At 33.4% G+C, this 13,304-nt stretch carries 9 protein-coding genes; all 9 read left to right on the plus strand.

Annotation, left to right across the window (positions count from 1 at the left end; all coding sequences use genetic code 11):
• Window positions 1–122 precede the first annotated feature (122 nt).
• The 9 genes from NCC77_RS13790 to NCC77_RS13830 all read left to right on the plus strand — a co-directional run bounded on the left by NCC77_RS13790 (window position 123) and on the right by NCC77_RS13830 (window position 13,249).
• Window positions 123–3,848 (plus strand): SusC/RagA family TonB-linked outer membrane protein, encoded by a 3,726-nt coding sequence (locus NCC77_RS13790; protein ID WP_250836087.1) that lies wholly within the window; start codon window positions 123–125, stop codon window positions 3,846–3,848.
• Between the two features lie 11 nt (window positions 3,849–3,859).
• Window positions 3,860–5,335 (plus strand): RagB/SusD family nutrient uptake outer membrane protein, encoded by a 1,476-nt coding sequence (locus NCC77_RS13795; RefSeq protein WP_250836088.1) that lies wholly within the window; start codon window positions 3,860–3,862, stop codon window positions 5,333–5,335.
• A gap of 17 nt (window positions 5,336–5,352) precedes the next feature.
• Window positions 5,353–6,210, plus strand: a complete 858-nt coding sequence (locus NCC77_RS13800; protein ID WP_250836089.1) for a substrate import-associated zinc metallohydrolase lipoprotein — start codon at window positions 5,353–5,355, stop codon at window positions 6,208–6,210.
• A 16-nt stretch (window positions 6,211–6,226) separates the two neighbouring features.
• A complete protein-coding gene (locus tag NCC77_RS13805; RefSeq protein ID WP_349306049.1) occupies window positions 6,227–7,567 on the plus strand; it encodes a DUF4302 domain-containing protein in 1,341 nt (446 codons plus the stop codon).
• A gap of 542 nt (window positions 7,568–8,109) precedes the next feature.
• Entirely contained in the window at window positions 8,110–8,298 is a 189-nt protein-coding gene (locus tag NCC77_RS13810; protein ID WP_250836091.1) for a hypothetical protein, read from the plus strand.
• A gap of 245 nt (window positions 8,299–8,543) precedes the next feature.
• Complete coding sequence (gene fabG / locus NCC77_RS13815; protein WP_095929284.1) at window positions 8,544–9,290, plus strand: 3-oxoacyl-[acyl-carrier-protein] reductase; 747 nt, start codon at window positions 8,544–8,546, stop codon at window positions 9,288–9,290.
• A 79-nt stretch (window positions 9,291–9,369) separates the two neighbouring features.
• Complete coding sequence (locus tag NCC77_RS13820) at window positions 9,370–11,397, plus strand: hypothetical protein (protein ID WP_250836092.1); 2,028 nt, start codon at window positions 9,370–9,372, stop codon at window positions 11,395–11,397.
• Window positions 11,398–11,498: 101 nt separating this feature from the next.
• Window positions 11,499–12,350, plus strand: coding sequence for a BRO-N domain-containing protein (locus NCC77_RS13825; RefSeq protein ID WP_432442323.1), 852 nt, complete (start codon window positions 11,499–11,501; stop codon window positions 12,348–12,350).
• Between the two features lie 2 nt (window positions 12,351–12,352).
• Window positions 12,353–13,249: a LysR family transcriptional regulator gene (locus tag NCC77_RS13830; protein WP_250836093.1), complete on the plus strand. Its 897-nt coding sequence runs from the start codon at window positions 12,353–12,355 to the stop codon at window positions 13,247–13,249.
• Window positions 13,250–13,304: the final 55 nt, after the last annotated feature.

Below are 13,304 nucleotides of genomic sequence, written 5' to 3' on the forward strand. Positions count from 1 at the left end.
AGTGCCGAGAATGCTGTAACATTATCGACACTTAAATCTGAATAAATCACTCTCTGTAAAGGGTAATTTATGATGTTTCTTAAAATACACGCGAATAGTATTAATCAAAACAAACCAAAATTATGAAAAAACCTGTTGTCAAGCAACGATTACTTCACCAAATCATGAAAATAACGCTGTTTCAGTTTGTGTTAGCGCTTGTGTTTTCAAGTGTTACTCTCGCAAATAATGTAAATGGGCAGAAAAAATTAGATACTAAAGTTACTATTACAGTTGATAATTTAACTTTAGACAATGCTTTATCAAAAATCGAAAAGTCTGCTCATGTAAAATTTTCCTATAACTCAAGACTTCCCCAACTAGGAGAGAAGGTTAGTATAGAGGCAAACCAAGAAACTCTGTCGAGTGTGCTTAGCAGAATATTGGTTCCTTTTAATATTACTTTTTCAGAAGTAAGCAATCAGATTGTCCTTCAAAAGAATACGATTAATACTTTCTCTTATGGAAACAATCATGATTCTTTGTTTGAGATTTTGACTTTTGGACCTATTATTAAAGGAAAAGTTACAGACCAATCAGGAAGTCCGCTACCTGGCGCTACTGTAATGGCAAAAGGCACAAAAACAGCTGTCTTGACAGATTTTGATGGAAATTTCACGATTGAAATGCCTGCAAATGTAGACCGTTTGCTTATTTCTTATGTGGGTATGGAGACCAAAGAAATTGGTATTGACAATACTTCTCCAACAGTTGTTTTAACTGAAGCGGGTCAGAATCTAAAAGAGGTTGTGGTTACTACTGGATACGAAAAAACTTCAAAAAGAACGTTTACCGGTGCTATTAGTAAAATTTCGGGCACCGAATTAAAAATAGATGGTGTAGTTGACGTAAGCCGAATGATCGAAGGTAAAGCGGCTGGGGTTACCGTACAGAATGTTACAGGAACTTTTGGTACAGCTCCTAAAATTACCGTTCGTGGATCGTCTTCAATTTTTGGAGATACAAAGCCATTATGGGTTATTGATGGTGTTGTTCAAGAAGATATTATCAATATGTCTTTTGCTGATTTGGCATCTGGAAATTCAGAGACATTATTAAGTTCATCTGTTGCAGGCTTAAGTGCAAACGATATTCAAAGTATTGAAATTCTTAAAGATGCATCGGCTACGTCAATTTATGGTTCAAGATCGTTAAATGGAGTTGTCGTTGTAACAACAAAGCAAGGGCGTAGAGATTCTCCGTTAAAAATTAGCTACGGATTGGAGCAGACCGTAAGAACAGTTCCAAATTATAGCCAATTTGATATTTTAAATTCTCAGGAATCTATGAGTATTTTCAAAGAAATGGAAGCTAAAGGTTATTTGGACTTGCCAACTACTGTAAACGGAAGATATGGAGGCGCTTACAATATTTTAGGAAGAGCTATAAATACTTATAATCCTGAAACTGGAACTTATTTAGTTAATAATGATCCTGTTAGCCGTAATAATTTTTTGAAGAAATACGAACAAGCCAATACAGATTGGTTCAGCGTTTTGTTTAGACCGTCTATTACGCAAAATCACTCTTTAAGTTTTTCTGGTGGAGGTAAAAACAATACATTTTATGCTTCATTGGGCTATTATACAGATCCAGGATGGACTATTGCCGATGATGTAAAACAGATTTCTAGCAACATTAAAGGTACTTTTTATGTAAACGATAAATTAAATATAACTTTATCTACATTGGCATCTATTAGAGATCAAGGTGCTCCAGGAAGTTATGAAAGTGAAAAAGATGTTGTTTTTGGTAAAGTAACTCGTGATTTTGATATCAACCCTTTTAATTATGTGTTGAATACAAGTAGAACTTTACGTCCGTACGACGATAATGGAAATTTGGAATACTACCGAAATAACTGGGCAAAAATGAACATTGTAAACGAATTAGCTAACAACTTCATGGAAATTGAGGTAAAAGACATTCGTTTTCAATTGGATTTAGATTATAAAATTAATCCGCATTTAACTTATAATTTAACGGGTTCAGCTCGTTATGCTAATACAAGCCGTGAGCATAAAATTTTAGAAGGTTCAAACGTTGTGGGTGCATACAGAGCAGGAACAGCAATTGGAGAAGATGGGGTAAACACATTGGTTAGAGATCAGAATATCTTTTTATACCAAGATCCAAACGATTTAACAGCTCCAAAAGAGTCGGTTTTGCCAAATGGAGGATTCTTAAGAAAGTTTACAAACGACATGACGTCTTACAATTTAAGAAATAGTGTTAGCTACAGAAATATATTTAGTGACAAGCACGAAGTAGAAGGCTTGTTTGGAACTGAAATGAGAGTTGTCGATAGAACTAGTGATCAATTTACTGCTGCGGGTTTGCAATATGATAGAGGTTTAACTGCTTTTACAGATCCGAGAATTATTGAAAAAATAATTAATGCTGGAGATTCATACTACGGTTTTAATGAAGAAAAAGAAAGAACAGTTGGTTTCTTTGGTAAAGTAGGTTATACTTATGATAGACGTTATACAGCTTCTGTTACAGGACGTTATGATGGTTCTAATAGACAAGGTGATAGCGATTCTTCAAGATGGCTGCCAACTTATACTTTTAGTGGAAAATGGAATGTGGCTGAAGAAGGCTTCATGAAAGATGTGCAATCAGTAAATACGTTAGCAGTAAGAGCATCATATGGTTTAACAGCTACTGCAGGGCCAGCAACAAACTCTTTGGCGATTTACAAAAGTGCCATTACAGATCGTTTCGGACTTGATGATAGAGAATCAGGAATTAGAATCGAAGAGCTTCAAAACGGAAATTTAACTTGGGAAAAACAGTTTGAAACTAATATCGGACTTGATCTTGGAATGTTTAATAACAGAGTGCAGCTAACAACAGACGTTTACCGTCGTAAAGCTTTTGATCTTGTAGATTATGTAATTACATCTGGTATTGGCGGCCAAAGAATTAGACAAGGTAATAATGCCGATATGGAGACTAAAGGTTTGGAGGTTGGTATTACGACTAAAAATATTAATGGTAAGGATTTTAAATGGTCGACAAATCTTAATTTTTCTGTTTATTATCAAGAGATTACAAAATTGCAGAACACGCCAACGGCATTCGATTTAGTTGATTCAAACGGAGGAAATACGGTTGGACATCCAAGAAATTCATTGTACTCCTACCAATTTACAGGTTTAAACAACCAAGGTCTTCCTACGTTTATATTGCAAGACGGAGCAGAGAATAATATTACAGATGCTAATTTTCAGGATAATTTAAATGTTACTAAATATTTGAAATATGAAGGTTCAATCGAGCCTAATAAATCATTTGGTTTTGCTAATACATTTACATACAAGAACTTGTCTCTGTATATATTCTTTGTAGGTTCAGGAGGAAATAAAGTTCGCTTAAACCCTGTATATGATAGTACTTATGATGATTTAACGGTATTTACAAAAGACTTTACAAACCGTTGGATTAATCCTGGTGATGAAAATTATACCAATGTGCCAGTTATTGCAGACAGACGTTTAAATGCTAATTATGGCGGAGACCGTACTTTGGCAAGAGCTTATAATACATACAACTATTCTGATGTTCGTATTGCAGATGGAGATTTTGTCCGATTAAAAAATATATCGTTGAGCTGGGAGTTTCCTGCTGATTTTAAAAAGAAAATCGGTGTGAGCACTTTTACATTGAAAGGCTCAGCGGTAAATCCTTGGTTAGTTTATTCTGATAAAAGATTAAATGGACAAGATCCTGAGTTTCGTAATTCTGGAGGAGTTGCTTTTCCTGTAACAACTCAATACACATTTACTTTAAACCTTTCATTATAATAGTCAAAATCATGAAAAACTTAAAAATAGCATTATCCCTATTAATACTTATTTGTATTACTAGCTGCGATGATTTCTTGTCGGAGAAACCAGATAATAGAACCGAAATTGATACGCCAGAAAAAATAAAAGAATTATTAGTAGAAGCTTATCCTCAAATGAGTTATTTCGAGATTGCTGAAACTATGTCTGATAATGTTTTTGATAGTGGATTAGCTACAACATTAGTAAGAAACGAGCAAAACTACAATTGGGAAATTAATACAGAAGCGACTGATATTGATACTCAAGCGTATTACTGGGATGCTTGTTATAGAGCAATTGCACACGCAAACAAAGCATTGGAAGCAATAGAAGAGTTGGGAAGTCCGGCAAGCTTAAATCCGCAAAAAGGTGAGGCTTTGATGGCGAGAGCGTATTCGCACTTTATGCTGGTTTCATTATGGTCAAAACGTTACAATCCAGCAACTGCCGATACAGATTTAGGGGTTCCTTATGTAACAAAACCAGAAACGGAATTGATAACAAAATACAAAAGAAACACACTTGCTGAAGTGTATGCTTTTCTTGAAAAAGATATTGAAGAGGGATTAAAATATGTGACAAACGATTATAAAGAGCCAAAATTTCACTTTAATGTAGCGGCTTCAAAAGCTTTTGCCAGCAGATTTTATTTGGTAAAAGGAAATTGGGATAAAGTAATTGAATTGTCTAATGACTTAGGTTCTAGACCTTCAGCAATAAGAGATTTTTCAGTTTACGAACCTTTAAGTGTGGAAGATCAGCAGTTAAAATACGGAGCGAGTGATGTTGGAACCAATCTTTTAATCGTTTCTGCAAATACGATCGTAAGTAGAGTATACCATTTAAATCGTTTTAATTTATCAGGTTTACGCCGTCCAGAAATCTTTGGAACAAGCACAAATCTTTTCGGAAAAGCGTATTATTATAATTTCTATTCTTCAAATGGAAGTATCACATTGTTCTTGCCTAAGTTTTACGAATACTTTAAATATTCTAACGTAACAGCTGGAATTGGAGATCCTTATGTTGCTGAAGTATTATTAAGCAACGATGAGTTTTTCTTAAACAGAATCGAAGCACATGTTATGAAAGGAGATATCGCTACGGCTACTGGAGAATTAGAATATTTCTTAGCAACAAGAACTCCAACATACAATCCAACAACAGATAAATTGACTGAGGCAAGAGTAGTGGCTAAATTCCCTGTAATTGCAGATGAATATACGCCATTCTACGCAATGACTCCAGTACAGACCTCTTATGTAAAAGCAATTGCAGAAACAAGAAGAAGAGATTTTATACACGAAGGACTTAGATGGTTTGATATTAAACGTTTTAATCTAGTAGTTAGACATGAGACATCAAACAAGCCAGCTAATATTTTAGTAAAAGACGATAACAGAAGAGCATTGCAAATTCCGTTGCACGCTTCAAGTACTGGTATCGAACTAAATCCTAGATAATCTTAAAAATGAAAATTATGAAATTATTAAAATATAATAAAATTGCGGTTTTAGCTCTAGTTTCGATAACTCTATTTTCATGTGGAAGCGATGACTTGCCTGGAGAAAGCCAATTAGATTTTACCCAACCAGAAAAGACAAGTTTAGATAATTGGATTGACGCTACTTATTTAAATTCATACAACATTAATGTTCAGTATAAATGGAACCAAAACACGGTAGACAACAGCCGTTATTTATTCCCGCCAGACGTTAATAAGGTAAAACCTGCTCTTGAAATAGTTGAAACCATTTGGCTAAAAAGTTATGCCGCAATTGGAGGTCCAGATTTTGTAAAGAAAATTGCTCCAAGAGAAATTGTTTTGGTTGGAGGAGTTAATTTAAATAGTGTTGGAACCAAAACCTTAGGGTTGGCTGAAGGAGGACAGAGAGTTACTTTGTTTGAAACAGATTATATCGATAAATCGGATCGCGAAAACGTAGCACAATTTATACATACAATTCAGCACGAATACATCCATATTTTAAATCAGAACAAACCTTTTGACGAAAAAACTTGGAAAACGCTAACACCAGGAGGTTATACCGCAGATTGGTACAATTTTGAAATTGAAGAATCAAATGAGCTTGGATTTATTACAAGTTATGCGAGATCAAATATTAACGAAGATTTTGCAGAAACTGCGGCAATGATTCTAATTTATACAAAAGCAGAATACGCGGCATTTTTGGAAGGTATAGAAAATCCTTTTGCTCTTCAGGCTTTAAAATCAAAAGAAGCTATTGTAGTAAAGTATTTCAAAGAAGCATTCAATATGGATTTTTATGCTTTAAGAGACGAAGCAGAAAAGAATACAACATCTGTAATAAATTAAAACAAGCATTATGAAAATGAAACAACTATATAAGTACTTATTTGCAGCTGTTTTAATACTGCAATTGATCGCCTGTAATAATAATACAGATGCAGAACAACTTTTTAATGATATGCCTACCGCTCGATTAAATAAGCAAAAAACAGAGTTAAGCGAAGCATTGCTTTCATCTCAATACGGGTGGAAAGCGGTTTATTTTACAGATAATACCGTTTTAGGAGGATATACTCATTTATTTAGATTTGCTGACGATGGAACTGTGCAAATGGCATCAGATTTTGATGCTGATACAGCTACTTATAAAAGTGAATACGCGATCCAAGTAGGAAGCACGGTGAGTTTAACTTTTACGACAAAAAATAGAATTCATCTTTTGTCAGATTCAGACAATTATCCCATTCCAGCATTGCGAGCAAAAGGTTATTTAGGAGATTTTCAATTTTTGTACTATGGACAAGAAAATGGAGAAATCATTTTTAGAACCAACAGAAGTAATCAAGAATTACGTTTTGTAAAAGCAACTGCAGAAGATTGGACAGAATTGCCTAAAAATCTTCTGATGGAAAAAAATGTTATTGGAGGAGAAGAAAGACCACTTTTTAGACTATTAGAAACAAATGATGGCACGACTACGCATAAATTTGATTTTTCATTTACAGCAGTAACGCGTTTTGCAAACTCAAATTCGATTGAAAACGGTTATTCTGTAAGCTACGACATGGGAATAGGATATTCTCCAACAGGAATTGTTGTAAGTCCAGCAGTTGAAGTAGGCGGGCAAAAACTATCAAACTTTGTTTATAACGATACCGATGGAAGCTTTACTGCTACTGGAACGGGTGGTGTGTCTGCAGTTATAAAGTATACTGACAAACCGCTAGTTCTTACAGATGATTATAAACTATTGCTTCCAGGTAAGCCATTAGCTTGGTTTGGATTCTTTGTAGACGATTACACAATCGATTCTCCTGCAAACTCACCGTTATTTTACGCTGAACTAGCAAAAGTAAACGCATCGTTGCCGGCAGGACAAAGCATCGCATCTATTGAAATTTATAGCAACCATGCTATCGGAACTTTTATCTATTACACTTTTGTTGGTAGATCTCCTTTACAGCATCATGTTACTATTGAAGAAGACGTAGCAGGTAAGAAAATGATTCTGAAACATAAATCATGGAACGGAAATACTACCGTAGCGACACCATTCTTCTTGGCAAGTATAGATAAATACTTCATGGATCCGCAAGGAATTTATGTAAAAGCAGAAAGCTTCAGATTATTCTACTCAGATCCTGTTTATACATTTACAAGTGCATCAAGTCCATTTAGAATGACAACTTGGAAACTTAATTAATTTAAAAAAAGCAGCTCATTTCTTGAGCTGCTTTTATCCAACATAATTTCTGAATCAAGTATATAACTTCTTAATTTATAGATATTATGATTAAAAAGATAATTACACCAGCAACTATAGCAATATTCTTTTGGCTAATAGGGTTGCTTATTGTAAATGAGTACTATTATCCATATTTAAGACCTTATTTATATCTATCCATAATAATTGCAATTGCGTGTGTAGTCATGGATAAGATTAATGAAGATAAAGACGAATAAATATTGCCAATAAGTCTTAAGGCTGCAAAAATATAATAGTGGTACCAACTGCATCTTTAAAAATGCTGCACAATCACATTGAAGATTTTTAGTTTTGTTTTTTTATTTTGGGGGAAACAGCTCATTTTATGAGCTGTTTTTGTTTTTTAAGTTTAATCTTTCTTTATGTAAAAATATTATACTTTTTTTCTTATATTTAAAGCTGAAATTAATTTTTCATGTCTGAAAACTCAACAGACATTAACGGATTGAGTTTACCAAAAAACCAAAGAACAAATAATTATGTTAAAATCAATTTTAAATTTTCAAGGGGTTGAGATTTTGAACCGCGAAGAGCAAAGAAGTATTAAAGCTGGTGATTTAACTTGGGATTGTCAAACAGGAGATGGAGCCGTAATGGGGCAATACATTCATCCATGTATTGATCAGCCAGTTGAGATTATTCCAGCTCCAGAATTTGATCTGCCTTAATCATAGTGTCAGGTAAACTTTTAAGTAATAAAGCCGTTTCAAATTGAAACGGTTTTTTGTTTTATGCTAAAGAAAAGCTCTTATTTATAAATTACACTAATGCTATTTTTTTTAAAAAGGGAAATATTATATATTTGACAAGTCATTTATAGCGTAGGTAAAACTTATGGAACTTTCTTTTTTAGCAGAAAATGCAAATAAGTAATGGCACAAGCTGTAAAGAAATATTAACATTAATTTTGAATATGAAATTACTAGAAGGAAAAGTTGCAATTATTACTGGTGCAAGCCGTGGAATTGGAAAAGGAATTGCTGAAGTTTTTGCTAAACATGGAGCAAATGTTGCTTTTACATACAGCTCATCTGCAGCATCTGCAGAAGCTTTAGAAGCAGAATTGAATGCTTTAGGAGTAAAAGCTAAAGGATACCAATCTAATGCAGCAGATTTTAACGAAGCGCAGACTTTTGTTGATGCTGTTTTAGCAGATTTTGGAACTGTTGACATCTTAATCAACAACGCTGGAATTACAAAAGACAATTTGTTAATGCGTATGTCTGAGGCAGATTTTGACCAAGTAATAGATGTGAATTTGAAATCGGTTTTTAATATGACAAAAGCGATTCAGAAAACTTTCTTGAAACAAAGAGCAGGATCTATCATCAATATTAGCTCTGTTGTTGGAGTTTCTGGAAACGCAGGTCAAACAAATTATGCAGCTTCTAAAGCAGGTGCAATCGGATTTACTAAATCTGTAGCTCTTGAGTTAGGTTCTCGTAACATTCGTTGCAATGCAATTGCTCCAGGTTTTATCGAAACTGAAATGACGGCAAAATTAAGCGAAGATGTAGTAAAAGGATGGAGAGAAGGTATTCCGTTGAAACGCGGAGGAACTACAGAAGACGTTGCAAATGCTTGTCTTTTCTTAGCTTCAGACATGAGTGCTTACATTACAGGACAAGTTCTTAATGTTTGCGGAGGAATGCTAACATAAGGTACTGAGGTGCTAAGTTGCAAAGGTTCAAAGGTTTTGAAATCTTTGAATTATTAATCTTCCAATTACTGAATAAATTATGACTACAAACACGATTCTTTTATTATTGCTTTCTTTAGTAATTGCTGGTGGGTTGTCGTATTTTCAATATTTTTTCAAAGCCAAAAGTAAATCCAATGTGATTATACTTTTGGCTTTTTTACGTTTTCTGGCCATTTTCGGATTGTTGGTTTTATTGATTAATCCGATTATTTCTAAAAATTCTCTCGAAATTACCAAAACACCTTTGGCAGTGGTTGTAGATAATTCGAGTTCTATTGCTGTTTTAAAATCAGACCAGAAAGCGGTTGAATTATATCAAAAACTGGTTTCGAATCCAGCTTTAAAAGAAAAATTCGATATTCAAACCTATCAGTTTGATAATGATTTTAAAACTTCAGACCAGTTTGATTTCAAAGGAAATCAGACCAATTTAGACGAAGTTGCCAAAAATCTAAAAAGCATCCACAAAAATCTGATTTTCCCAACAGTCATTATTACTGACGGAAATCAAACTACAGGAAACGATTATGTATATCGTTTTGACCCTGTCAATAAAGTTTATCCTTTGGTTGTGGGAGATACAACTACTTTTTTTGATTTAAAAATCAATCAGTTAAACGTAAATAAATACGCTTTTCACAAAAATAAATTTCCGGTTGAAGTTTTTCTGCAATATGCAGGAGATAAAACCACAAATGCAGAATTTACCATTACGCAAGGAAGTACGGTTGTAGCAAAAGAAAAACTTTCTTTCTCGCCATCAAAGAAAACAGCTTCGCTAAATTTGCTTCTTCCAGCAGACAAGGTAGGATTGCAGATTTATAAAGCGACTATTCAATCATCTGCAAAAGAAAAAAATAGTTACAATAATGTCAAAAATTTTGCAGTAGAAATCATAGATCAAAAATCAACTGTTGCGATTGTTTCTGCTATAAATCATCCAGATATTGCCGCTTTAAAACGTTCAATTGAAGTTAATGCGCAACGTAAGGTAATTTTAGTTAAACCAAATCAAATTAGCGATTTAGATGATGTTTCTGTTTTGGTTTTATATCAACCAACGACAGCTTTCAAAGCTATTTTTGACAACAATAAATTAAAAGGAATAAATACCTTTATTATCACAGGAAACAATACCGATTTCAATTTTCTAAATCAGCAGCAGAACAATCTGGTTTTTAAAATGAGTAATCAGCGAGAAGATTTTTTATGTGAATTCCAATCAGCTTTCAACCTGTTTGCAATTGATAATATTGGTTTTGAAAATTTCCCGCCTTTGCAAAATCTGTTTGGAAATATTAGCACTAATGGGAATGTGTCTGTTTTGCTTTCGTCAAAAATTAGAAACGTTTCTACCAATGCACCTTTATTGGCTTTCGCCGAAAATCAAGGAAAAAGAACCGCTTTTCTTTTAGGAGAAAACAGCTGGAAATGGCGTTTGCAAAGTCATGTCGATAATCAGTCATTTGAAAAGTATGATGTTTTTATGGATAAAATTATTCAATATTTAGCATCATCGACTTCAAAGAAATCGCTAGTAGTATCTCACGAAAGTTTTTATAATTCTGGCGAAGAAATCATTATTAACGCGCAATATTTCAATAAAAATTATGAGTTTGATGAAAAAGCCAGACTTACCATTACTGTTGTAAATGCTGCGACGAAACAAACTAAAAATTATGATTTATTGAAAGGGAGCAATTCTTTCTCTGCTAATTTAGAAGGACTTCCAGCAGGAAAATATAACTTTACAGTAAAAGAATTAAACTCGAATACTTCATACGCAAGTCATTTTGAAATTTTAGATTTTGATATCGAAAAGCAATTCGTAAATCCAGACGTACTTAAATTACAGCAATTGGCTCAGCAAACAGGAGGGAAAGCTTTCTTCGAAGATCAAGCCGATCAATTGATTAACACACTTTTAGAAAACAAAGAATACAAATCAATCGAGAAAAATATCTCAAGTAAAACTCCAATTATTGACTGGGTTTGGTTATTGATTTTGATTGCTACTTTACTGACAATTGAATGGTTTGTTAGAAAGTATAATGGGTTGCTTTAAAAGTCGCAAAGGTTCAAAGCAGCAAAGAATTATGTCGTTTTGAAATCGCATTTAAAGACGAAATGAAGATAAATCGAGAATGAGTTTTATATAAATAAAGTATGAAACATATGGAAGGAATACAGTTATTTGAGGAGAAAAAAGTTAGAACCGTTTGGAATCAAGAAGAAGAAAAATGGTATTTTTCAATTATTGATGTTGTTGCTGTATTAACTGATAGTGTTGATCCATCTGCCTATTGGCGTAAGCTGAAACAACGACTAAAAGCAGAAGGAAATGAAACTGTGACGAATTGTCACGGTTTGAAAATGAAGGCTGCTGATGGAAAAATGCGAATAACAGATGTTGCAGATACTGAACAACTTTTTCGTTTAATCCAATCTATTCCATCAGCAAATGCAGAGCCATTTAAATTATGGCTTGCTCAAATTGCATCAGAGCGTTTAGATGAAATGCAAGATCCTGAACTTTCAATTGATAGAGCATTAGAACAGTATCTAATTTTAGGTTATTCTGAAAATTGGATTAATCAACGATTAAAAAGTATAGAAGTTAGAAAAGAATTGACTAACGAATGGAAAAATAGAGGTGTTAGAGAAGGAATTCAGTTTGCTACTTTAACTGATGTTATTTCTAAAGCTTGGTCAGGGAAGACAACTAAAGAATATAAAATACTTAAAGGGCTTAAGAAAGAAAATCTTCGTGATAACATGACTAATACAGAGTTAATTTTAAACATGTTAGCAGAAGCATCAACTACAGATATTTCTAAAGCAACTAATCCTGAAAGTTTTGAAGACAATATAGTAGTTGCAGGACAAGGTGGTAACGTGGCAAAAGTAGCTTTGAAGGAATTAGAATCAAAAACAGGAAAAAAAGTTGTTACATCGTTAAATGCAAAAGATGTTATACAACAAAAGAATATTGAAGAAGATCTAGATAGAAAAAAGTAAAAATGGACTTCAGGCTAAAAGTTTTCTATACCGTTGCGCTCCGCCTTAATTTTACTAAAGCGGCAACAGAGTTATATATTACACAGCCAGCGGTTTCAAAGCATATTCAGGAATTAGAAGAAACGTATAAAACCAAACTTTTTGAGCGAAACGGATCTAAAATCGCTTTAACTCCAGCTGGAAAAATCCTTTTAAAATATACTAAAAGTATTTTTGATATCTATCGCGAAATAGACTTCGAAATGAGTTCTTTCAATAAAGAACGACAAGGTTTATTGCGATTAGGAGCGAGCACAACAATTTCACAATATATTATTTCTCCAGTTTTAGCCAGTTTTCATCAAAAGCAAAAGGATATAAAAGTCAATTTGCTGAATGGAAATACAGAACAAATAGAAAATGCCTTAATCAATAAAGAAATCGAAATCGGAATTGTAGAAGGACAATCTAAAAATCAATCGATAAAATACATTCCGTTTTTAAAAGACGAATTGGTTTTGGTTTGTAACAGCCATAATCCTTTTGTAAAACAAAATGAAATTTCGGTAAACGATTTAAAATCAATGAAATTTATAACTCGTGAACGCGGATCTGGAACACTTGAAGTTATAGAATTTGCATTGAAAAAAGCGGGTTTGAAATTTTCAGATTTACAAATAGAGATGCAGCTTGGAAGTACAGAAAGCATAAAATCATATTTGCTAAACTCAGATTGTTTTGCTTTTATGTCTATACATGCTGTGAGCAAAGAGCTGAAAAATAATGAATTGATTGTTTTGGATGTAGAAAAGTTAGCAATAGAAAGATATTTTTATGTGGCTACTTTACAAGGAAAATCAGATTCATTATCTGAACTGTTTATTCAAAATTTAGCATCTCACTATAACTTGAAATTATAGCCAATTGCAATTTACGATTGGTGTTTTCAATATAAACGGCGGAACTTTGCTACAT

This window comes from Flavobacterium tyrosinilyticum (genome assembly GCF_023656565.1).
GTDB classification, from domain to species: Bacteria; Bacteroidota; Bacteroidia; order Flavobacteriales; family Flavobacteriaceae; genus Flavobacterium; species Flavobacterium tyrosinilyticum.